Genomic DNA, 21,334 nt, shown 5'->3' on the forward strand with positions numbered 1-21,334 from the left:
CGACACGTTCGCATAAGCAAGGATGGCATGATGAAGCCGGTGATGATTGGGCAGCTCGCCAGCGAGACCTCGACGAAGGTGACGACGATCCGCTTTTATGAGTCGATCGGGTTGCTCCGATCCGCCCCTCGCACGGCGTCGGGTCGCAGAACCTACGATGCCAGTGACATTGAGCGTTTGCACTTCATCCGCAACGGTCGCCGGCTTGGCTTCTCCGTCGACGAGATCCGTTCGTTGATGGGGCTGGCGCAGAACCCGGACCAGGATTGTGGTGCCGCCTCAGCTATCGCTGCTCAGCACCTCAAGGATGTGGAGGAGAGACTGGCGCAACTCGCGGTGTTGCGGGATGAGTTGGCAATGCTCAGCCAGAGCTGCACCAAGGCGCGCATGGCCGATTGTCGGATCATGAAGGCGATCGGCAAAGGCCACCCTCAAGCCGATCAATAATAATCGGCCAGCCTGAGCTCGCGCACATCACCCGAGGCCATCGTCAGCTTTACGAGGGTGCCAGCAGGCCGGGAGCGCACTTGCCAGAGCTCCCCACGCGTATAGTTCGCATCGATCGAATGGCCGTTCACCGCCACGATCCGGTCGCCGACCGCCCAGCCAGCCTTTTCCGCGGGACTGTTCGCCGCCACATGAACAACGGTGAGCGCCGTTGGTGAGGCTGCGAGGCCAAGGCCGCTACGGTCCTTCAGCATCGGCAGGCGACGACGAGGACCGAGTGGCCGGAGCCACACGAATCCGGCGGTCACGTCGAACACCACGTCGAATTGAGCGATCAGCGGTAGGCCGACATTGCCAACCGTGCTGGTGGAGAGCCAAGCTCTCATCCCGAGTGTGGGGACGTTCGAGACGCCAAGCCCTTCGATGTTGATGTTCTGGATCGTGAAAGCATCGTTGATACGCACACCATCGACGCCGCCGATCGCCGCGGTCGAGACGAGCTTCCCGTTCAACAGCCCTTGATCGCGGGCATAGGCCGACGAGAGCATCAGCGCGGCCGAGCTGCCAAGATCGATCATCAAGGGCACGGGAGGCAAACCCGAGACGGAAGTTCGAATGAACAGCTCCTGCTTGGCACCGCGCCCGAGCGCGACAGCGCGCCAGTCGGGACCGGCGAGAAACGTGCCTGACTTGACGACCGCCATACGCCTTTTCGCGAAATCGAGCGCGATGCAGCTACCCGTGAACATATCGGCACCGAGGAGGATATCGATCGGTCGTCCGAAGGCCGCCGACACTGAACTCAGATCACCAACGACGGCAAAGGGTAAGCGACGGGTTTCGCGGGCGAGCTGTACGTCGATGTCGCGGACCAGCAGCACCGGGGCCTTGGCGCTCAGCCCGCTAATCATGCGCCGCTCACCATCGTTCAAGCCGAGCTTCGCCGCGAGCGCCGTGCTCATGATCGACGCGCCGCTGCCACTGTCGAGCACCGCCCGCACCGGCACTCCGCGCACTTGTGCCGAAACAAGGAGGGTATCACCCGTGCCGACTTCCAGCGGCTCCCATTCGAGGTGAGCCGCACCGAAGTTCCACGAGCCCGCAGACCGGGAAGTCTGTCGCGCGAGCGTTGGAGAACCGAGCACCAAGCCGGTTCCACAGGCCACCAGCCGCGCCACTAATGAGCGTCGAGACATACCGATTGCTTCAACACGGGCCGTCAAAAAGCCACCTCCAGCCCCCCGTCCGCAGGAGAGCAAATTGCGGTTACATGCTCCAGCCACTGGAGGAGCAAGTGCTTTTGGTGCGCCCGAAAATCCTCAGAAGCGCTTGGAGAACTTTAGATGAAGGATGGTGCAGACCGCTTAGATGCCTTCCCGATAACGAACGGTTCCGGGGGACGCTGGGCCGATCGGGACCGCAAACGGTGTAAACGCTCGCGCTAAGTGGCGGCATTCTGATCGCGCTATTTGTCGGCGAGCGTCGCTACGCGGCTACCGGCTTGGTCTCGGCCGATCGCACATAGGCGTAGAGTTTTGGCTTGGAGATGCCGAGCATCGAGCAAATCTTGGCGATCGGCATCGTGTTCTCGTGGTAGAGCCTGACGGGCAGGTCGCGCTTTTCCTTGCCGAGTGCGGCCGGCCGGCCACCCTTCTTGCCGCGAGCGCGGGCTGCGGTGAGACCGGCCTGGGTCCGCTCGCGGATCAGGTTGCGCTCGAACTCCGCCAATGCCCCGAACAGGTGGAAGGTAAGCTTGCCCGACGTGGTGGTCGTGTCGATCGCCTCGTGCAGGCTCAGCAGCCCGACCTTTTCCTCGTCGAGGTAGGTCATCCATCCGATCAGATCACGGAGCGAGCGGCCGAGCCTGTCGAGGCGCCAGACCACCAGTGTGTCGCCGGCGCGAAGCAGCTCCTTCACCTTTTCCAATCCAGGGCGAGCGGCAGTCGCCCCGGAGGCCTTGTCGGTGATGACCTTCTCGCAGCCGGCAGCCTTCAGCGCATCACGCTGGAGGTCCAGGTTCTGCTCGGCGGTCGATACGCGGGCGTAACCGATTTTCATGCGTAGGGCCGGTGGCGCCCCGATCGGGCGCGGTTTGGGAAGAAAGTCGTCATCGGCAGGTCTATGTTGCCCTAGTTTTCTTTACCGGGTAGATTTACGTCGAACAGGCCGGTTTGGCAACGCGAGCGGACTCGCATGGCGATGGGCAGGCAAATCTCCGTTTTCCTTACCTGCGACACGGACCGTCGGCGGTGACGCATCCGGCGCTTGTCCCGCCGCTGGCGATCGAGCGCTACCGCGTCCTTGAACCGCACCTCGCCGATGGCATCCCGCTCGCGGACCTCGCCCGCACCGGCACGCTGAGCGAGCGGACGTTGCAGCGCTGGCTCGGGCGCTACCGTGCCGAAGGACTTGCCGGTCTCGCGCGTCTGCCGCGCAACGATCGGGGCAGGCTGCACCTGCCGGAACATCTGGTCGAACTGACCCGCACTCTCGCCACCAAGCGCCCGCGACCCCCGGTCGCCGCCATTCACCGAAAGGTGCAGGAACTCGCCATCGCGCATGGACACCGAACCCCCAGCTATGCGGCCGTCGCGCGTGTCGTCAGGGCGATACCGGCAAGCCAGATCGCCGCAGCCTCCGATCCGGCCGTCTACCGCGACCAGCACGAGCTAGTGCATCGGCGCGAAGCCGCGACCTCGAACGAGATGTGGCAGGCCGATCATACCGTTCTCGACATTCTCGTGCTCGATGATGCCGGAACCCGGTGCGTCCTTGGCTGACCGTCATCGTTGACGATCACAGCCGAGCCATCGCCGGTTACTTCCTCAGCCTCGATGCCCCCAGTGCCCTCAACACGGCGCTCGCCTTGCGGCAGGCGATCTGGCGCAAGCCCAATCCCGAATGGATCGTCAGCGGCATTCCCGAACAGCTTTACGTCGACAACGGCTCGGATTTCATCTCCGAGCATATCGAGCAGGCGTGCATCGCCCTCAAAATCCGCCTCATCCATTCGCTGCCGGGGCGTCCTCGCGGGCGCGGCAAGATCGAGCGGCTGTTCCGCACCATCAACGACATGTTCCTGCCCGACCTGCCCGGCCACCTGATCGCGGGCAAGCCGCTGTCGGCGCCAGTGCTCACGCTCGACGAGCTGCGCGCCCGCTTCGAGGCGTTCGTGTGCGGCGTCTATCATCGTCGCCCGCATGGCAGCACCGGCGAACCGCCGATCACGCGCTGGCAGAAGGGCGGGTTCCTGCCCGCAATGCCCGACAGCCTTGAACAGCTCGACATGCTGCTCGTGCACGTGCCCAAGCCCCGTAAAGTGCTGCGCGACGGCATCCGTCTGATGGGCAGGCGCTATGTCGAACCCACGCTCGCGGCCTTCGTCGGCGAGCAGGTCGAGGCGGTCTATGACCCCCGCGACCTGACCGAGATCCACGTCTACCACCAGGGCCGGTTCGTCTGCCGTGCGCTCAGCTCCGAGCACGCTGGGCACCCGTCGTTGCGCGCGATCCAGCGCGCCCGGCGCGGCGCGAAGGAGCGCGACAAGCAGGTGCCTGCCCCCACGGAGACCTTCGATGGCGACCAAGAGGATACGGCTTCCCGGCCCACCACCTACCGAGGGCTCCGGCTCTACGCCGCTGACGATTGAGTTCCTGGTCGAGCAGCCGTTCCTGGCGACCCGCGAACATGCCCGGTTCGTCGAGTTTGCCGAAGCCTGCGCGCACTACCGCTATATCGGCGTGTGTCATGGCCGGCCGGGCGTCGGAAAGACGCGATCGGCGCGCGAGTTTTCCAGCTTCCCCGACCTGGGGGAATATGCCGCGCTCCGTCCCATTGCCGCGCTCCTTGGCGAAAAGGTCGCTCGCTGCCGCGCCGTCTTCTACACCGTGTCGGTCAGCAACACGCCCAAGACGATCGACGCGGTGTTGGGCCTCAACCTCATTAAGCTGGGCTATGCCCGGCTGACGGTCGCGGGCGGCTCGCAGGACGAAATCACCCATGACGCCGCCCGCATCGCCTGCCCCCTCGTCATCGTCGACGAGGCCGACCGCCTGACCATAAAGTCGCTCGAACATCTCCGCGACATGGCCGATCGCCACGGCTTCGGGCTGATCCTGATGGGTATGCCGGGCTTGGAGAAGCGCCTCGCCCGCTATGCCCAGCTCTACTCGCGGATCGGCTTCGTCCACGAGTTCAAACCGCTTACCGAGACCGAAATGCGGCTGCTGCTCGCGACCCACGCCGGCGATTTCGGGATCAGCTTCGACCCGGCCCAACTCGACGCGATCGAAGCGCAGGCAGCCGTGATCCGCATCACGCGCGGCAACTTCCGGCTCATGGAGCGCCTGTTCGCGCAGATGCGGCGGATCATGACCCTCAACCGCGTCGAGGAGGTCACCGCTGACATCGTTCAGGCCGCGCGCGATTGCCTCGTCATCGGACCCGGCAACTGACAAATAGCGCGATCAGAACGCCGCCATTTAGCGCGAGCGTTTACACAGGATAAGATCCATACCGTTTCCGGAACCACTTTCTTGTTTCCTCTTCGAAATTGGACTGTGCTGATGAGTTTGAGCGATGGTGGCTTCGCTCATACACTACGCGCTACCAGGCCCCTGCCCGTTTCTTAGGCTTAACGTTGTAGCTCAAGACCCCGGGGGCTCAGCCTCCCTTCTCCGGTTCTTGCCGCTGCGCAAATCCCTCGATCTACCTGCCGCCGTCGTGTGGTCGCACGGCATCATCCAAAGACCTATTTAGGCCGTCATGACTAGCCAATCTTCGCCATAAGGCGCCCCGCCGCCCCCTGCTCTGCCGCGAGATTGCGATTATAAGCGAGCGGCATCCGCGGCGACTTCCACCGCAGCGCGTCCATGATGCCGGCCAAATCCTCCCCGCTGGCGAACAGGTCCTGATTGAGCCCGATCCGCGTCGAGTGCGCACTGATCCCCTTCAGCAACCGCGCCAGATCGTCCGCCGTCAAATCGGGCAGCGCGCCACGGTCGAACGCGCGGCCGATGATCGACCGAAAGATTGGTCCGATCGAGCCCGGGTGCAGCGCCACGGCGCCGATGTCATACTCGACCCGCGCCTTCACAGCGGGCTTGGACAGCGTCTTGCGCAGATCCCAGGTCTCCCGGCCCGAGATGCTGTCGATCGAACGACCCTTCACAGCCGCCCGCGCTTTGTAGCGCCGTACCTGCACCCGCCGGAACAACGGCCCCGCGTCGATCCCAGCGGCCTCTCTCCACGCCGCGACAGCCCGCACAGAGCGGGGCGACAAATAGGCTGTGGCTCCCTCGCCCTCCTGATCGCCTTTGCTTCGCGCGATGGCGAGGAGGCGCGCTTCGGGATCAAGCGCCTCGAGAATGTCATTGATGCTGATTGCGACGAGCTCCGATGCACGGAGCCCCGTGTCATAGGCCACCGACAACAGGGCTCGGTCCCGCAAGCCTGGCAGATCGCCCGCGCACGCCTCCAGCAAAGCTCGCACATTCAGTCCGCGAGGACTGTCGCGCTCCACGTCTCGCACTGGCCCCTTGAAGCGCAAGGGACGCGCCTGAGCCTGCGCGGTGCCCTTCTCGCGCCGGATCGCGCGTAGCCGCAGCTTCACGAGATCAGCCTGGGTGGGATCCTTGAGATCAAGCAGCTGATGGATCTTGGCGATCGACGCCTTGTAGCGGCCAAGCGAGGCGGGCTTGGCCCCCTGCCCTGCCCGCGCGTCGAGATAGTCGGCGACGATCTCGGGCGTGGCCGGCAGTGCAATCCGGTTGTTGCGCCGACACCACGCATCGAACGCCTCGACGTCGGACTTGAGCGCACGGATGCTGTGGGGCGATGAAGCGGCCTGATAGGCGGCGATCAGGCCCTCGTTGACGGTGATGCGCTCGCCGGCGCGCATCTGCACGATCGTCCACGCAAGGTCGGCCGGCGCCCTGACGGCCGGCAGGACAGCCTCAGGCGGCGCTACGGGGATTTCTGGCCCTTCCCGGGCGGTTTCGGTGCTCACGACGCGCCTCGCTCCTCAGCCGCGCTTGTAGCCCACCTTGTCACTTAAAGAATACGGGCGGACGAGAAAACGGCCGAGTTGCGTGGATCATGTACAAGAATACCTCCGGACGTTCGACCTGACAGCGCGATTCTGCTACAAAACGACCGGACCCGGCAACACGAGTCCCTGGCGAAAATCGGGGATAGGTCATGGCCGAAACAGGCACTGCCCTCACGACGGTTGATCATACAGAATGGCGCAAAGCTTGTGAGCGCGAGCCTATCATTCGTGCGCTTACGGCAGAGCCCCGGCTCGGACGCAAAGCGATTGCTGAGGCCGGCCTGAAGCTGAGCCTCAACCGGTCCCGAATTTACGAACTGCTCGCGAGATACCGGGAAAACCCAGTGACCAGTTCGTTGGTCGACCAGCACGATGGATTTCCCAAAGGGCGCTCTCGCCTCCCTTGCGAGGTGGAACGCCTGATCGATGCCAAAATAGAGCAATTTTATCTCAGCCGTCCAAAGCCCACCATCGCACAACTGGTCCGTCAAATTCGCTTTTCGTGCCTGGAGCAGAATCTGCGACCTCCAGCACGGCAAACTGTTGTCCTGCGGGTCAACGCCGTGGAACGGACACGCCTGACAGGCGCCCGTGATGGGACCAAAGCCGCAGCAGACCGCTTCCGACCCGTCGTCAGCTCATACGAGGCGCAGTACCCTCTTCAGGTCGTACAGATGGACCACACGCTGGTCGATATCATCATCGTCGATGAGTATCTCAGGAGACCGGTCGGGCGGCCAACGCTGACCCTGCAGATCGACGTAGCGACGCGGGTGATACCCGGCTTCTACATTTCACTGGAACGACCTTCCGCGATTTCGGTCGGCATGGCGATCCGTCATGCAGTACTGCCCAAGAATGATTGGCTGGCCGATCGAGAGCTCACCTTCGCATGGCCTGTCTTCGGCCTGCCAGACATCCTCCATCTCGACAATGCCTCGGAATTTCACTCACGCGCGCTGACTCGGGGCTGCCAGCAATTTGGGATCGAGCTTCACTACCGTCCACCGCGCACTCCGCACTTTGGCGGGCACATCGAGCGCATGATCGGCACCGCCATCGGCGAAGTTCACCTTCTTCCGGGTACTACGTTCTCCAACATCCAGGACAAGGGAGACTACGACGCTGAGGGCAAAGCCTGCATGACCCTCAAGGAATTCGAGCGATGGTTCGCCCTCCAGGTGGGAATCTATCATCGCACCATTCACAGCTCACTTGGCGTCCCCCCGATGACAGCGTGGCAGGACGATCAAGGTAAGCGTGTTGCAGCCCTGCGCCTGCCGGCCGATGAAGAACGTTTTCTGCTCGACTTCCTCCCGTTCGAGATGCGCCGGGTCCGGCGCGAGGGCATCAAACTCTTCCACGTTTTCTACTGGCATGGCGCTTTGGCCACGCTGGTCGCGAACAGCGTTCATAAATTCCCGATCAAATACAATCCGCTCAACCTCTCGGCCGTCTATCTCGAACTGCCCGGCGGCGAGCATGTCACAGTTCCTCTTCGCGATAAGCGGCGTCCTGCAATTACCAAGTTCGAGCACGACCAAGCCCTGAGAGCGCTTCGAGAGCGCGGGCGAACCGCCGTCGATGAGCAGATGCTTTTCGAGATGGTGAGCACGCAGCGCAGGATTGTGCTTAGGGCCGTAGAGAAGACGCGCGGAGCTCGACGATCAACCCAACGCATCGTCGATGCGCTCATCCGCGGCGAACCGCCTGCGGCCTTTGTCCAGCACCAAGAGGCCAACGCGCAGCTGACACCGCCAAATCTCGACGGGCCGGTTGTACCACTCGCGATCGAGGAGCAGTCATGAACGTGCTCTACAGCCATATCTTCCCGGCTTATCGCGAGTATGCCGAATTGACCGATGAGGCCCGGATCGACTGGCTACGCCGCGACCGCTGGATATCGTTGCCACAGGCTGAGGCCGCGCTCCGCCACCTTGAAGACCTGGTAATCTATCCGCCGCGAGGGCGAATGCCCTGCCTGTTACTGTTTGGCGCCACCGGGATGGGCAAGACCGAAATTGTCAGCCGCTTCTCGAAACTTCACGCTCCTCAGTTCGATATCAGGACCGGGCTCAGCAAGATGCCGGTGTTGCTCGCGCAGATACCGCCAGAGCCGAGTGAGGAGCAATTTTACACCGAGGTGCTGACCGCGCTAAATTGCGTCGACCTTAGCCGACTGTCCGTGCGATCGATGCGAGCGGAAGCCAGGCAACTGCTTGCCGAAGTCGAAACCAAGGTGCTCGTCCTGGATGAAATCGACAAGATGCTCGCCGGCACTCCTCGCCAGCAGCGGGTGTTCCTCAATACTATCCGCTTTTTGACCAACGATCTGAAAATTCCAATTGTTTGCGCAGGGACCGAGGACGCGCGGATGGCGGTCCTGATGGATCCGAACCTTGCCGACCGGTTTGGGGCGTTCGAATTGATGCCATGGCGCAACGATCATGCCCTGCGCCAGCTGCTTGCGAGCTTCTCGGGCCTGCTGCCCCTGAGACGCCCATCGATGCTCGACACCGTCGAAGCGCGGCAACGCGTGCTGGCCCTCACCCAGGGTGTGACGGGCCGAATATTCCGGCTCATCGAGGCAGCCGCTGTCACGGCTATCCGCGATGGCCGCGAGATGCTTGATGCCGCAAGCTTCGAGGCCAACGACGTGACGCTTCCTCTCGTCTCCATGTTTACGTCGGCAGGCAAGCGAAGGACAATCGGCCGGGCGACCGTATGAGTTTCGTGGAGCCATTCGCGGATGAACTTCTCAGTTCATGGCTGGCGCGCGTGCGCGATCAGCGGGCTCCGGGTGAGCCTTTGCTGCGCGCCTATCGAAATCGCGCAGGCCATTGGCGGCATCCCGATGTAAACCCAAAAAAATCGATGATCGCTGAGCTTGCCGCAAGCGAGGGCTTCACGGAAAACAGTGTCGCCGAACTCGGTCTTTGCTATCGGTATCCGAGGATCACCCCGGATTTTGTAGCCTGGCACCACGTTCCATCCGATGATCCTAGCCGAGATTTCGCGCCCGCTCTTACCCTCCGGTTGAGCTGGTGCAGTCGTTGCCTTGCCGAGGACTATGCCGCTGGCCGCCCCGCCTATATCCGTGCGGACTGGGCCATGGCTGCGTGGGGCTTCTGTTTCCGGCACCACTGGCCACTCGTCGATCGATGCGTGTCTTGCGGGAGTAGTCATTGGGCGATTAAGCGGTCATCGCAGGGGCCGCCAAGATTGTGCTGTATTCGCTGCCGTCGGGGCCTCGAACGGGCGCACCCCAGGGCGCTCGAGCTTGAGCCAGCAGCGCAGCCCATCTGGATCAATATCGTAGCCTTTGAAGCCGCGCTGAGGGGTGCGCTTAGGGGAAAGGTCCCAGATCAATTTCGCTTCAACGACACTTCAGCCGGTCAGCTGCTCGAAGAATCCGCCAGAATCTGTCTACTGTTCGCAAGGGCCCACAGGCGCTGGAGACTGCGTGATAGACTCCTACATCGGTTTGCGGCGCCTGTGCTCACGCTCGATAACGTTTGCCCCAACGAGCCTTCCTGTGAAATGCCGCTCGCGCTTGCCAGCCCCTCAATGCGTCGTTGCCTTATCGCAATCTGCGCCGCGATGCTCGATGCAGACTGTGACCCAACGGTGCGAAACGAGGACGAGCCGGTTGTCGACGTATGGGCGCGGATGGTCGATAGCATCGCACTCCAACAGTTCATCCAAGATCGTCAGGCGTGCTCGCCGACGTTGAAAAGAACAGTGGAAGCAGCGTGCCATCGGAACGAAAAAGTCGAGCGGATGTCCGCGTTACGGAGCGCCTCGACGGCCTACAAAACTCTCTTCCGTGACGCGGCCGGAAATGCGTTCTCTTCGCGCCATTAAGTACCCGCGAGCCTACGGATGGCAGGCGCATTTGGCCTCTAGCTGGCCGCACGCTTTTTAGCGGCAAGTGTCCATTAACTTAGGAGGTTGGCGGCGCGCACCTGAATGCGGCGCTTCTGCTGGATTTCATCAATTCCATTCCGTCCCGCGATTGGGCAACATGCGCCCATTCCCGCCGCTCAATGCTCCTAGGGTAGCGCCTGAAAGCAGACGTTACGCAGCTTGGCGCCTCAACCCGTTCCTCCGGAGGCATCCGGCGCGGTGCCGGGGGCGGTATCCTGAGCCTTTCCGGTCGGCGCCCCATCCTGCGCTGCACTCATCGCCGTCAGATAGTCGACGATAGCCGGAATGTCCTTGTCCGCCACGGGAGCCTTGTAGACATCCTTCATCTTGGTGACCGTTGCCTTCCACTGGTCCGCTGAAAGCACTGGCTGGGTCATCGCCATGCTGGCGGAATGGCAAGACGTGCAATTCGCATTGATGACATCGGCATGAGGGCCATCGGGATATTGCTGCTCATCGATAGGAAGATCGACCGTATCCGAGGTCATGGTAAAGCCGTTCACGGAAATGCTGCTGGGTGTAGGCCCTGTGGATTGGGGTTCGGGCAGCGGGGTGTAGCTGCCGGGAGGGCCCACCATCATGAGGGTGAAGACGGTCACGCCGAGCAGTCCGACGGCCAGCATGCCTGGGGTTGGCGCTTTCATGCCAAAGCTCCTTATGCCGTCACGATGGTAGTGGTTTCGATATTGCCGCGCATGAAACCGCCAGGGTTCCAGATCGGCGCCATCGGCTGTGCGACGCCTGCCGTATTCCAGCAGCGCGACATAAGCGACGTCTTTCCGGGGCCGGGCAAGGGAACCTGGGCGTCCCACCGCCGGAAACTGTACTTCCCGTGGTCCGGTCCGAGCTTGGTTGCAAACCAGTGGCGACCGCCGTCGGTGGACACATCGACCCGTGCCACGCCGCAGTCGCCGCCCATGGCAATACCGCCGAGCGGGATCGAGGCCTCGTGTGCGATCCGCTGACCTTCGCCCAGACTGGTAACCCACGAACGCGGGATCATGCGGTTGATCGGAACGGTTGGGAAGTCCTTGGCGCCGGGCTTTACATTGGCGCCCGGCGTCGCCGGGATCTTGTAGGCCTTGGCCATCCAGTATTCGTCATCAGGCCCGGGCAAGACCTCGATGTCGTTCAGCATCTTGACCCAGTAAGTCGAGTACCAGCCCGGCACGATCAGCCGGATCGGGAAGCCGTTGAGGAGCGGCAGCTGCGTGCCGTTCATGCCGAAGGCGATCATCACTTCGCCGTCGCGGGCATGATCGATGTCGAGCGCCTTCTCGAAGTCCGGGGCACCGGCGACCACAGGTTGATCGAGCGCCCCGAACCGGACCTGGACCGCCCCCGCCTTCACCCCGGCCAGATCGAGCACATCGCGCAGGCGCACGCCGAGCCACTTCGCATTGCCCATCGCCCCGTTGCCCCACTGCGCGCCGGGGACGCGGGGCTGGAACAGCCCGCGCGAATTGCCCGAGCACTGGTTCACCGCGGCCATCTCCACCCGCGGCAGGCGCATCAGCTGTTCGAGGCTGATTGCGATCGGCTTGTTGACGTGCCCGCGGATAGTGAGCCGGAAGGCATCGACGTCGATCGAGGTCGGGATGTCCGCCCAATGCCAGCGCACGAAGAACTGGTCATTGGGGGTGAACACATCTCGGTCGAAGACATCCATCGGTGTTTCCAGCAACGGCGGATGGACGCGCTGGAGGATCATGCTTCCTTTGCCGGGAAATGCGCTCGTCATTGGGCGCTGCGCATTGCCGCCGGGGAGATGCAGGTCGGTCAGACCCTGCGTGATGCCTTGCGCCAGAGCGGGTGCGGCAGCGATGGCTGCACCGCCGAGCGCGGCATTCTGCAGGAAACGGCGGCGGCTTGTTTCGGCCGCGAGCTCAGCATCCAGTCTGTCCATGGTCGTATCCTCTCGGGCAAAATGGTGGCGGGTGCTGCTGTGAGAAGCAAGCGATCAGAACGCCGTTACTGATCGCAATGCCCGATCAGTTTGTAGCGGCGATACAGGGTGATACGAACAGATTGCCGCGCCATCCGCCGATCAGGGTCTTGGCGGCCACCACGATCCACATCAGCGCGAGCGCCAGGGTCAGGGCGGTGCCGACGATACCGAAGAAGGCAAGGTTCAGGGTCGTGCCAAGGCGAAAGGTTGCCACGGTGAAGACGCCTAGCGGGAAGGTATAGCCCCACCAGCCAAGGTTGAACGGGATACCTGCCCGCCAGTAGCGCCAGGTGATGAGCGAGGCGAGCGCCAGCCACCAGAGGCCAAAGCCCCACAGCAACAGACCGGCGATTGTGCCGATGCCTTGGGCGACAGTGCCGACATCGGCCAGCCCATGCCCAGCCATGATCGCGGGGGCGTCGCCGCCCAGAACCAGCATGCCCAGCGCGCCGGTACCGATCGGGCCAAGCGCCAGCCAGCTCGATGCGGCCATGCCCTCATGCGGCAGCTTGTGGAGCGCCATGCGCAGGATCAACAGTGCAAGAATGCTGAAGGCGACCGGGACCGAATAGGCCCACAGGATGTAGGACGTGACGAGCATCCCAAACTGTGCGCTGCCCTGCGCCAGATGCGGCGCCAACAGTCCTCCGCTGGCAGCCGTCACTTCGGCCGCCACGACCGGCAGCAGCCACACCGCCGTCATCCCATCGAGTGAATGCTGGTGGCGCGTGAACATGAAGTACGGGATCAGCACACCGCAGCTCACCGCCATGGCGGCGTCGATCCACCACAAGACCGTGGCGACCGGCACGATGCCCTCGCCGAAGCGCGCGATACCGAATGCGAGACAGCCGTTGATGATCGTGGCGAGGCCCATGGGGATCGTGCCGATGAACATCGATACGGTATTGTGCCCGAAGATGCGCCGCGCTTCGTGGCCGAACAGGATCCAGCGCGCGGTATAGAGCGCGGTAAAAAGGGTGAAGAGCCCGATGTTAAAGAACCACATCACTTCTCCCACCGGCTTGAGCGAAGCGCCGATGCCCGGCATCTGCGGGAGGGCCAGCGCAAGGATGCCCGTGCCCATGGTTGCGGCAAACCAGTTGGGCGTGAACTGGCGGATCATCTCGCGCGGGTGATCGAGCCGGCTGAGCGGGCGCATCCCTTCGAGGATGGGCTTGATATCCGTGGTCATCATCCAAACTCCTTGACCAGTTCGGTCAGCGCGTCGGCTGCCCGAGTGCGATACCGTTCCTTGTGGCGTAACGCCTCAAATGGACGGGCTGGCATCGCGAGCGGCAATTCATGAAGGTGCCCCGCAGCAAGCGCGCGGCGCACCACCAGTTCGGAAAGGACCGCGACACCGGCGCCGGCCTCGACAGCGGACCGTACGGCTTCGTTGGACGGCAGCGTCATGGCGATGTTCAGGTCTGCCGGATCGATACCGCGATCACGCAGGACATCCTCGAAACTCGACCGTGTGCCGGACCCGTGCTCCCGCACGATCCAGTTGGCGCCGCGCACCCAGTCCTCATCGATGGTATCGACAGCCTGCCCCGAGATCAGCAGCATCCGGTCCTCGCCGACTTTCCAGTGGGCGAGTGCGGGCTGGTCGATCGAACCTTCGACAAAGCCCAGTTCCGCGCGGCCATCCAGTACCTGTGCCGCCGCACCCTCGCTGTTGTCGATTGCGAGTTCGACGCGGATCGCGGGGTGGCGGCTGTGAAACTGAGCCAAGCGCGAGGGCAGCCAGTAGCTGGCGATGGTCTGGCTGGCGACAAGGCGCAGGGTTCCGCGCTTCAGGCCGCCGTACTCGGCCAGGGTAAGCTCCGCCGTCGCGGCGCGGCCAAGAACGGCGCGTGCCTCATCGAGGAACATGCGACCCGCCTCGGTCAGTTCGATGCCGCGGCCCACGCGGTTGAAGAGCGGCACGTCATGCCTGGCCTCCAGCGTAGCGATCGCCGCGCTGGCAGCGGACTGGGTCACGCCCAGTGCCTCGGCGGCCCGCGTCATATGTTCGCGTTCGGCAACGCCCACGAAGATGCGTAATTGTTCAAGGGTCATGGTGATCTCCTGTCACCATTGATACCGCAGCCCGATCAATCACTCCAACGCATTGATTATATCATTCCAATCTCGTTCTAAGATCATTTGATGAGTGCGTTCCTGGCGGCGAGCAGCGCGCTTTCGATCCGTTGGCTGACATCAGGACTGGTGCAGACATTGGCCGGACTAGGGTGGGGCATGGTGATGACCGACACATCGGGCCGTGCCTCTTCGATAAGTGCTTCCGCCCCCGCCGCCACCCGGCCCGCCAAGATGCAGACCCGCACGCCCGGCAGTTTCGCAAGCAGGTCGGGAAGCGTTGCGAGACCTTCGGCAATCTCCGTTCGGCGCAGCGCGCGATTGCGGGCACCGGGGGCGTGGACGATCCAGGGCACGCAATTCCACTGAACGATGTCCATTCGCGCGATGCCCGCCGCTTCCAGATAACGGCGAAGGTTACGAGCAGTGCCAGATGGGTTGTCCCGCGACACGAAGCGAGTGCGATCAGGCCCGGGGCCCGGCGTCTCAAGAAGCAGGAGAAGGCGCGCATCTATGCCGCCATCGAACGGGTCGAAATGCGGCACCGTGTGTCCTGCGCCAACGAGCCCCTCACGCCATATCTCCAGCGGCGCAATGTGCGGCGCACCAAGTGCCGCTCTGCGTTCGGCGATCAACGCGGGATCATCCAGCCAGGCCATTGATCGTCAAATCCTATCGAAACTACAAAAATCATCGGTTGGATCGATGGCGAGTGTTGCGCCATGTGTTCGACAGGCAACGCCTGCGTTGGCGTACCTGCTCCTCGGCAGCTCGCATTTTTTCCGTTGCATGCTGCGAGGATGACACCTGCGACCGCTGTAGGCGTTATCGCCGGAACGCCATGACGAAAGGGCTTCACTTGAAACTGCTATGGGGATTGGCCGGCCTTTGCGCGGCGACAGCATCGGCGGCCGCACTGGCGGCATCGTCCGATGGCTTTGCAAGCCAGATGGCAGCCTCCATGGAGCGGATGCACCATGCGATGATGATTGCGCCATCGGGCGACCCGGACCGCGACTTCGCGGCGATGATGATCCCCCATCACCAGGGCGCGATCGAGATGGCGGAAGCGGAGCTCAGATACGGAAAAGACGAACGCCTGCGCCGCCTGGCTCAGGGCATCATCGTCGAGCAGCGGCAGGAGATCGCCGTCATGCAGGACATTCTCGCGAAAAAGACAGGCCCCGCTGCCAGCGCGCACCATCACATGGGAGACGACAAATGAAGAAGACGCTGAGCATCGTGTCGTACACCTTGCCGATAGCGGCTGCCCTTGTCGCACTCCCGGCAAATGCGCAGCAGGTTCCCAATGCCCAGCCTGATCGGGCTATCAGCGCTCAGGACCGTTTCTACACCTCGGACCAGTTTTCCAACACGGTATCGGTCATCGATCCGTCGACGAACACGCTGCTGGGTGTCATCAAGCTCGGCGATCCTACGCCTGCAAATCTCAGCCCGCTCTATCGCGGCCAGCTTCTGGTGCATGGCATGGGCTTCTCGCCTGATCGCCGTACACTGGCGGTCGTGTCGATCGGGTCCAACTCGGTCAGCTTCATCGATACCGCGACCAATGCCGTGAAGCACACCGCCTACGTCGGGCGTTCCCCGCATGAAGCCTTCTTCCGGCCCGATGGCCGAGAAGTCTGGGTGAGCGTGCGCGGCGAGGATTATATCGCTGTGCTCGACGGGACCACCTTCAAGGAGACGGGCCGTATTGCTGTACCCAATGGGCCGGGCATGACGATCTTCTCGCCCGATGGGAAATACGGCTACGTCTGTTCCAGCTTCTCGCCGGAAACCGTCGTGATCGACACGAGGTCGAAGCGCATCGTTGGCCGCGTGAAGCAGGACAGCCCGTTCTGCCCGGACATCGCCGCCACGCCTGACGGCAAGCAGGTATGGCTGACGCTCAAGGACGTCGGCAAGGTCATGGTCTTCGACGCCAAGCCGCCTTTCGCCGTGATGAAGACGATCGACACCGGGCCGATCACGAACCATGTCAACATCGCCAGGACTCCCAAAGGCCAGTTCGCCTATGTCACGGTCGGCACGCAGAATATCGTCAAGGTGTTCCGCACCGACACTTTCGACCAGATCGCCTCGGTGCCGGTCGGCGCGCTGCCGCATGGGCTCTGGCCCTCAGGCGATGGCAGCCGGATCTATGTCGGGCTGGAAAATGACGATGCAGTCGCCGTCATAGATACGGCCACGAACAAGGTCATTGCCACGATCCCGATCGGACAGGGCCCGCAAGGCGTCGCCTATGTGCCCGGCGCCGTGCCTTCGGGGCAAGGCCTCGACAACCTCGTGCCGCTCGCCAAGGCGCAGGGGAAAGCGCAGGTCGTCCTGGAAGGTCAGGGACAGAGCCAGGTGTCGCTGTTCGATCAGGGGCAGGTCCAGATCCTGCAGGCTGCCGTCGCCGGACTGGCGCCCAAGCAGACCTTTACGCTGGGTCTGGCGGCACGTCAGGATGGCACCGGTACAATCGAGCCGCTGGCCAAGTTCATGACCAATCCGGCAGGCGCGGCGATCGTCAATGCGGTTGGCCCGATCCGGCAGATCGTCAAGGATGCCGCGCCTGCAGAGCGCCGCTTCCTCGTAATCCGTTCCGGCGCGCCGGATGAGGCTGGCGCGGTGGTCCAGCGGCAGAAGCCGTGACGCTTGAAGCGATCCTTAGCCAGTACGGCCTTGCGGCTCTGTTCCTTGGTGCGGGCATCGAAGGCGAGACGGTAGTCGTGCTGGGCGGCGTGATGGTCCACCGTGGCCTGATCGCGTACCCCGCCGCCATAGCAGCGGCGGCGCTCGGTTCCTTCGTCGCGGATCAGATCTTCTTTGCCCTCGGCCGCCGGTTCCGCAATCATCGCTACGTTCAGCGCGTCCAGCAGAAAGCCGCGTTCCGCCGCGCCATCGATGTGTTCGAGCGGCGGCCGGTGCTGTTCGTGTTCGGGTTCCGCTTTCTGTATGGCCTGCGCACCGTCAGCCCGATCGCGATCGGCACGACTGCGCTTCCTGCCTCCCGCTTCATGGCCATCAACGCTCTGGCGGCCATGGTTTGGGCGACGGTCTTCGTGACCTTGGGTTACCTTTTCGGTCAGGGCATCGAGGCCGCTTTTGGCCGCGTCCGCGATGTGGGCCATGTTCTGCTGCCCGTACTCGCGGTGCTGCTCCTCGTCGGCCTCGCCGCACACTTCCGGCACCGCAGGCGCGAGGTCACAGCAAAGGACTGACGAGGCGAGCTAGATTTTCGCAGAAGCGGGAAACACGCGGGCGATCACGCCATTCCTCCAGCAAAAGTCAGTCGCTTCGGCGGATGTATCCCCGTTGGACATCCGCGAGAGGTCCGGTGGACGCTTCATCATGCAAGATCAGGCTGATCTCGGCATTCAGCATGAAGGAGCGAACATCGGCATTGCTGGATCCGATGACGGCCATGCGGCCATCGATCGATACGTTCTTCGCGTGCAGCAACCTGTCGCGGTAGAGGTGGAGGCGTACGCCCGCCTCGAGCAGTTCGCTATAATAGGATCGCTGGGCAAGGTTCACGAGCCGCTGGTCCACGACACGCGAAACGACGAGGTCGATCGCGACGCCGCGTGCGACCGCGTTCTTGAGCGCGGTCAGCAGGGCTTCGTCTGGGATCAGATAGGGCGAGACAATGGTGATATTCTCTTGCGCCTCGTGAACGAGTTCGACGAGCAATCGCTCATAGCCGGGCACGCGGTAGTCTGGCCCACTGGGCATCGCCTGCAATTCTGAGGCGCCTGAGGCATCGGGCACGGGCAAGGCCGCGATGGTCTGTTCGGTCTCAAGGAACAAGTCGCTGGCAAAGACCGCATCGAGCGCGCAGACAACCGGGCCTTCAACCCGCGCTACGAGTTCGTCATTTACGATCCCGGGCTTGAAATCGCGGTTCACAATATTCTGCGACCCTACGAAAGCGACCCTGCCATCGATCAGGCACAGCTTGCGGTGATTGCGCAGATCGCTTCGCGCACGGCGAAGCGCCGCGAAGCGAACCGGCAGGACCAGGCGGGCAGTGACGCCTCGGTCCGCCAGCATCGGTAGGCTGCGTTTTGCCCAAGGGCGCGAGCCCAGCGCATCGATCAGGACGCGGACATCGACGCCGCGTGCATGTGCGCGGCCAAGGGCATCTGCGACTTTCTGTCCCGTCCGGTCGTCTGCGAAGATGTAGGTCAGCAGATGCACCCGAACATGGGCTGCATCTATCGCCGTCACCATAGCGTCGATCGTGCCGTCATAGTCCTCAAGCAGATGGAGGGCGTTGCCCCCACAGTTTGGAAAACCGCCCAGCCATTGTGCAAGCACAGCTGTCCGGGAAGGCGCGCTTTTGCTGCTCATCAGCGCCTGCCCGGCACTCTCCCGCTCCGGCGCCGCCCGCCTGAAGCGGTCCCGCCGCCAGGATGGGAACGCGGCCCGGCCGATCAGGCGGTACAGGATGAAGGCGGGCACCGGCAAGAACAGCACGAGAAGCAGCCAACTGCGCGCCGCTTCGGGCGGACGCCGCACCGGAATGACCACCACCATGATGAGCCGGATCGCCCATTCGAGCAGCAGATAAGCGAGCGTCAGGTTCGGGATGGAGATCATCGCGCGATGCTACCTGTCTCTGCTGCGTCGTGTCGATGCGCCCGTCAGATCACGCCCCCTTCAACCTTAGGGAACCATCAGGAGCGGGATGTCCGCCTTGGCGAGCAGGTGCCGGGTGGTTCCGCCTGCGAACCATTCGATCAGCTGGTTATGCCGATAGGCTCCCGTCACAAGCATATCCGCTCCCGCCAGATGGGCCTCAGTCAGGAGTTGCTGACCAAGGTTTTCGTGCGAGCGCGGCACGACGTGGAGCTGGTGCGCAATCCCTGCATCGTCGAGCAGCGCTTCCAGCTTGAGCGCCGGATCACCTGCATCGCCGATCCGAATAGCGGTGACGTCAGTGGCGCCTTCCAACCAGGGCGTGGCCGCCTCGATGGCGCGCCTTGCCGCATCGGAGTCGCTCAAGCCGGCAGCCACACGCGAAAAGCTCTGACCGGGCTGGGGCTTCCAGGAAACCGGGACGATCAGCACCGGTTTCTGGCTATCGAACAGCGCGGCATGCAGGGCGTCCCCGCCGTCCATGTTTCGCTCGTGGGCGATCACGACCAGCAGGTCGGCATTGTTCGCCTCCTGCGTCACCACGACTTGCTCATCCCCAACGATGGTTCGCCAGGCAACGGGTGGCGCGTCCTGGGCGGCTCCTGCGGTCCATGCCACGAAAGCCGTGTGGCAGGCGGCCGATCGCTCGCTGGCCGTGCCTTCCCAATGTTCGCGCAGACGCTGCATATCGACCTCTTCGCTGGCGGCAACGAGCAGGCCGGGATCGACCACGACATTCAGCGCTTCGATTGTACAGTCCCCCACGCTCTGCGCTGCGAGAACGGCTGCATTGAGGCATGTCGCAGTGCTGTCGGCTCCGACGATGACGGAAAGGATCTTTATGCTTTGCTCTCCTGATGCGGCCTTGCCGGGGCTTCGATCGACCAATGTTCGAGCTGTTTGTAGATGACCACCTTCGTCGACAGCAGGGCGGCATGCCGCTGGCAGAACAGTTCAAGATCGGCGCGGTGGCCGATCAGTTCGACGCACATGGTCAGATAGGGATTGCTCGTTTCCGCGCCCTGATCGAGCACCGGCCCGTGGTTGCTGAAGCCGTAATGGGTATGATGGGCTACGGCGTTCATCAGACCGGCAGCCTTGGCCTGGACGACAAGCTCACGATAGAGCGGGCGTGCTGACCACAGCTTCCATGCCTTGCGCGGCTCTGCCGTATCACGCGGCGCCATGTAGATACGCAGCATGCCGATCTCGCTGGACGTGAGAATAGCCGTGTCAGTCATTTTTACGAAGATCCTGCTTTGTGATCTGAGGGCGCGCGGCGCGAACGCTCCGCAGCGTAATGCCGGGGCTGATGGAAATGCGCGGATGCTTGGGGACGGCAATCTGCTGAGACAGGTAGATGCCGCTGTGGCCTGAGCACAGATAGGCGACGAAACAGGCTACGGCGATGTAGACGGCATGGGTAGCACCGAACAGTTCGATGCCCATGATGGTGCAGGCCAAAGGCGTGTTCGCTGCCCCGGCAAAGACAGCAACGAACCCGAGACCGGCAAAAAGATCGACAGGAGCGCCGAATAGGGTGCCAAGGGCGTGGCCGAGCGCCGCGCCGATGAAGAACAGCGGCGTTACCTCGCCTCCCTTGAAGCCGGTGCCCAGCGTCACGACCGTGAACAGCAGCTTGAGCGCCCAACTCCAGTAGTCAGGCCCCGGCGCGAAAAAGCCGGCGATGGTGGGTGTCGAGGCGTCGGGCGCCCAGACGCCGAGGCCAAGATAGTCGCGCGTACCGAGCAGATAGACCAGAGCGATCACCGCCAGGCCGCCCAGGAAGGGACGCAGCGGCCCGAAGCGGACGTGGCGCTTCACGAAGTCGCCGAAGCCGTGCGACAGTTCGGAGAACAGCAGGCCGACCAGTCCAAACGCCACACCGGCAACGCCCGCCTCGAGCAGAAGCACCGGGTCGACGGCAATCGGTCCGACCGCGCGCTGGAGATAGTCGATATGGTACAATCCGTGGTGGATTCCCCACTGGTGACAGGTCCAGTCGCCGACAATCGCAGCTATCAGTACCGGCACCAGCGCCCGATATTCCACACGGCCGACTGCCAGCACTTCGAGAGCGAAAACGGCGCCTGCCAGCGGTGTGTGCGGATTCCGGCGATGCCGCCCACCCATTCCGATCTGATCGCGCCCACCGTTCCGATTTGATGCCGCCCGGGTGGGGAGCAGATCGCGGGCCGCTATTCACATGTGATTTTTCAGTCGGTCAAGTG

At 63.1% G+C, this 21,334-nt stretch carries 21 protein-coding genes and 2 pseudogenes; 11 read left to right on the plus strand and 12 right to left on the minus strand.

Annotation, left to right across the window (positions count from 1 at the left end):
* Positions 1–27 precede the first annotated feature (27 nt).
* On the plus strand, positions 28–447 hold the full coding sequence (locus tag LDN95_RS14155) for a helix-turn-helix domain-containing protein (protein WP_007406847.1): 420 nt from the start codon (positions 28–30) through the stop codon (positions 445–447).
* On the opposite strand, the gene LDN95_RS14160 is transcribed toward LDN95_RS14155, so the two are convergent.
* Positions 441–1,643, minus strand: coding sequence for an aspartyl protease family protein (locus LDN95_RS14160; RefSeq protein WP_370631692.1), 1,203 nt, complete (start codon positions 1,641–1,643; stop codon positions 441–443). The two genes, LDN95_RS14155 and LDN95_RS14160, sit on opposite strands and share 7 nt — an antisense overlap.
* A gap of 289 nt (positions 1,644–1,932) precedes the next feature.
* Positions 1,933–2,505 carry a recombinase family protein gene (locus tag LDN95_RS14165; RefSeq protein WP_021224432.1) on the minus strand — a complete coding sequence of 191 codons (573 nt, stop codon included), beginning with the start codon at positions 2,503–2,505 and terminating at the stop codon, positions 1,933–1,935.
* Between the two features lie 191 nt (positions 2,506–2,696).
* Between LDN95_RS14165 and LDN95_RS14170 the strand changes: the two genes are divergently transcribed.
* From LDN95_RS14170 to LDN95_RS14180, 3 genes are read left to right on the plus strand one after another with little or no spacing between them, the layout of a single operon-like run.
* Complete coding sequence (locus tag LDN95_RS14170; protein ID WP_226018256.1) at positions 2,697–3,227, plus strand: helix-turn-helix domain-containing protein; 531 nt, start codon at positions 2,697–2,699, stop codon at positions 3,225–3,227.
* Entirely contained in the window at positions 3,212–4,096 is an 885-nt protein-coding gene (locus LDN95_RS14175) for a Mu transposase C-terminal domain-containing protein (RefSeq protein ID WP_226018257.1), read from the plus strand. The genes LDN95_RS14170 and LDN95_RS14175 overlap by 16 nt, the downstream gene beginning before the upstream one ends.
* Positions 4,023–4,901, plus strand: a complete 879-nt coding sequence (locus LDN95_RS14180) for an AAA family ATPase (RefSeq protein ID WP_009824028.1) — start codon at positions 4,023–4,025, stop codon at positions 4,899–4,901. Before LDN95_RS14175 ends, LDN95_RS14180 begins: the two co-directional genes overlap by 74 nt.
* A 314-nt stretch (positions 4,902–5,215) precedes the next feature.
* On the opposite strand, the gene LDN95_RS14185 is transcribed toward LDN95_RS14180, so the two are convergent.
* The gene (locus tag LDN95_RS14185; protein WP_039335349.1) at positions 5,216–6,454 is read right to left on the minus strand and encodes a tyrosine-type recombinase/integrase; all 1,239 of its coding nucleotides are present in this window, start codon (positions 6,452–6,454) and stop codon (positions 5,216–5,218) included.
* A gap of 191 nt (positions 6,455–6,645) precedes the next feature.
* On the opposite strand from LDN95_RS14185, the gene LDN95_RS14190 reads away from it, so the two are divergent.
* From LDN95_RS14190 to LDN95_RS14205, 4 genes and pseudogenes are all read left to right on the plus strand, one after another.
* Complete coding sequence (locus LDN95_RS14190) at positions 6,646–8,304, plus strand: Mu transposase C-terminal domain-containing protein (protein ID WP_017503293.1); 1,659 nt, start codon at positions 6,646–6,648, stop codon at positions 8,302–8,304.
* Positions 8,301–9,224, plus strand: a complete 924-nt coding sequence (locus tag LDN95_RS14195) for a TniB family NTP-binding protein (protein WP_036526781.1) — start codon at positions 8,301–8,303, stop codon at positions 9,222–9,224. The genes LDN95_RS14190 and LDN95_RS14195 overlap by 4 nt, the downstream gene beginning before the upstream one ends.
* Positions 9,221–9,637 (plus strand): annotated as a pseudogene (locus LDN95_RS23325) (TniQ family protein); the annotation flags it as partial. The gene LDN95_RS14195 and the pseudogene LDN95_RS23325, both read left to right, overlap by 4 nt.
* 354 nt (positions 9,638–9,991) lie before the next feature.
* Positions 9,992–10,360 (plus strand): hypothetical protein, encoded by a 369-nt coding sequence (locus tag LDN95_RS14205; protein ID WP_226018261.1) that lies wholly within the window; start codon positions 9,992–9,994, stop codon positions 10,358–10,360.
* A 230-nt stretch (positions 10,361–10,590) separates the two neighbouring features.
* Here LDN95_RS14205 and LDN95_RS14210 read toward each other — a convergent pair whose 3' ends face one another.
* The 5 genes from LDN95_RS14210 to LDN95_RS14230 all read right to left on the minus strand — a co-directional run bounded on the left by LDN95_RS14210 (position 10,591) and on the right by LDN95_RS14230 (position 15,115).
* Entirely contained in the window at positions 10,591–11,067 is a 477-nt protein-coding gene (locus LDN95_RS14210; protein ID WP_008830650.1) for a hypothetical protein, read from the minus strand.
* An 11-nt stretch (positions 11,068–11,078) separates the two neighbouring features.
* A complete protein-coding gene (locus LDN95_RS14215; protein WP_008830651.1) occupies positions 11,079–12,329 on the minus strand; it encodes a molybdopterin-dependent oxidoreductase in 1,251 nt (416 codons plus the stop codon).
* A gap of 85 nt (positions 12,330–12,414) precedes the next feature.
* Entirely contained in the window at positions 12,415–13,566 is a 1,152-nt protein-coding gene (locus LDN95_RS14220) for a TDT family transporter (protein WP_100239874.1), read from the minus strand.
* Positions 13,566–14,435 (minus strand): LysR family transcriptional regulator, encoded by an 870-nt coding sequence (locus tag LDN95_RS14225; RefSeq protein WP_048939395.1) that lies wholly within the window; start codon positions 14,433–14,435, stop codon positions 13,566–13,568. Before LDN95_RS14225 ends, LDN95_RS14220 begins: the two co-directional genes overlap by 1 nt.
* A gap of 83 nt (positions 14,436–14,518) precedes the next feature.
* Positions 14,519–15,115 (minus strand): uracil-DNA glycosylase, encoded by a 597-nt coding sequence (locus tag LDN95_RS14230; RefSeq protein ID WP_048939396.1) that lies wholly within the window; start codon positions 15,113–15,115, stop codon positions 14,519–14,521.
* Between the two features lie 182 nt (positions 15,116–15,297).
* Here LDN95_RS14230 and LDN95_RS14235 point away from each other — a divergent pair, with 182 nt between their 5' ends.
* The 3 genes from LDN95_RS14235 to LDN95_RS14245 are packed head-to-tail and all read left to right on the plus strand — an operon-like array spanning position 15,298 to position 17,683.
* Complete coding sequence (locus tag LDN95_RS14235) at positions 15,298–15,681, plus strand: DUF305 domain-containing protein (protein WP_100239783.1); 384 nt, start codon at positions 15,298–15,300, stop codon at positions 15,679–15,681.
* A complete protein-coding gene (locus tag LDN95_RS14240) occupies positions 15,678–17,114 on the plus strand; it encodes a YncE family protein (RefSeq protein ID WP_048939397.1) in 1,437 nt (478 codons plus the stop codon). The genes LDN95_RS14235 and LDN95_RS14240 overlap by 4 nt, the downstream gene beginning before the upstream one ends.
* Positions 17,111–17,683, plus strand: coding sequence for a DedA family protein (locus LDN95_RS14245; RefSeq protein WP_124810932.1), 573 nt, complete (start codon positions 17,111–17,113; stop codon positions 17,681–17,683). Before LDN95_RS14240 ends, LDN95_RS14245 begins: the two co-directional genes overlap by 4 nt.
* A gap of 67 nt (positions 17,684–17,750) precedes the next feature.
* Here the strand turns inward: LDN95_RS14245 and LDN95_RS14250 are convergent, their stop codons facing one another.
* The 4 genes and pseudogenes from LDN95_RS14250 to LDN95_RS14265 form a co-directional block, all read right to left on the minus strand.
* Positions 17,751–19,064, minus strand: coding sequence for a phosphatidylserine/phosphatidylglycerophosphate/cardiolipin synthase family protein (locus LDN95_RS14250; RefSeq protein WP_037509278.1), 1,314 nt, complete (start codon positions 19,062–19,064; stop codon positions 17,751–17,753).
* A 66-nt stretch (positions 19,065–19,130) separates the two neighbouring features.
* Positions 19,131–19,835: a universal stress protein gene (locus tag LDN95_RS14255; RefSeq protein ID WP_226018258.1), complete on the minus strand. Its 705-nt coding sequence runs from the start codon at positions 19,833–19,835 to the stop codon at positions 19,131–19,133.
* Positions 19,836–19,942: 107 nt separating this feature from the next.
* Complete coding sequence (locus LDN95_RS14260) at positions 19,943–20,344, minus strand: DUF190 domain-containing protein (RefSeq protein WP_008830660.1); 402 nt, start codon at positions 20,342–20,344, stop codon at positions 19,943–19,945.
* A pseudogene (locus LDN95_RS14265) lies at positions 20,337–21,206 on the minus strand (chloride channel protein); the annotation flags it as partial. The pseudogene LDN95_RS14265 and the gene LDN95_RS14260, both read right to left, overlap by 8 nt.
* Positions 21,207–21,334 lie beyond the last annotated feature (128 nt).

This window comes from Novosphingobium sp. FKTRR1 (assembly GCF_020404405.1).
In the GTDB taxonomy this organism is placed as follows: Bacteria; Pseudomonadota; Alphaproteobacteria; order Sphingomonadales; family Sphingomonadaceae; genus Novosphingobium.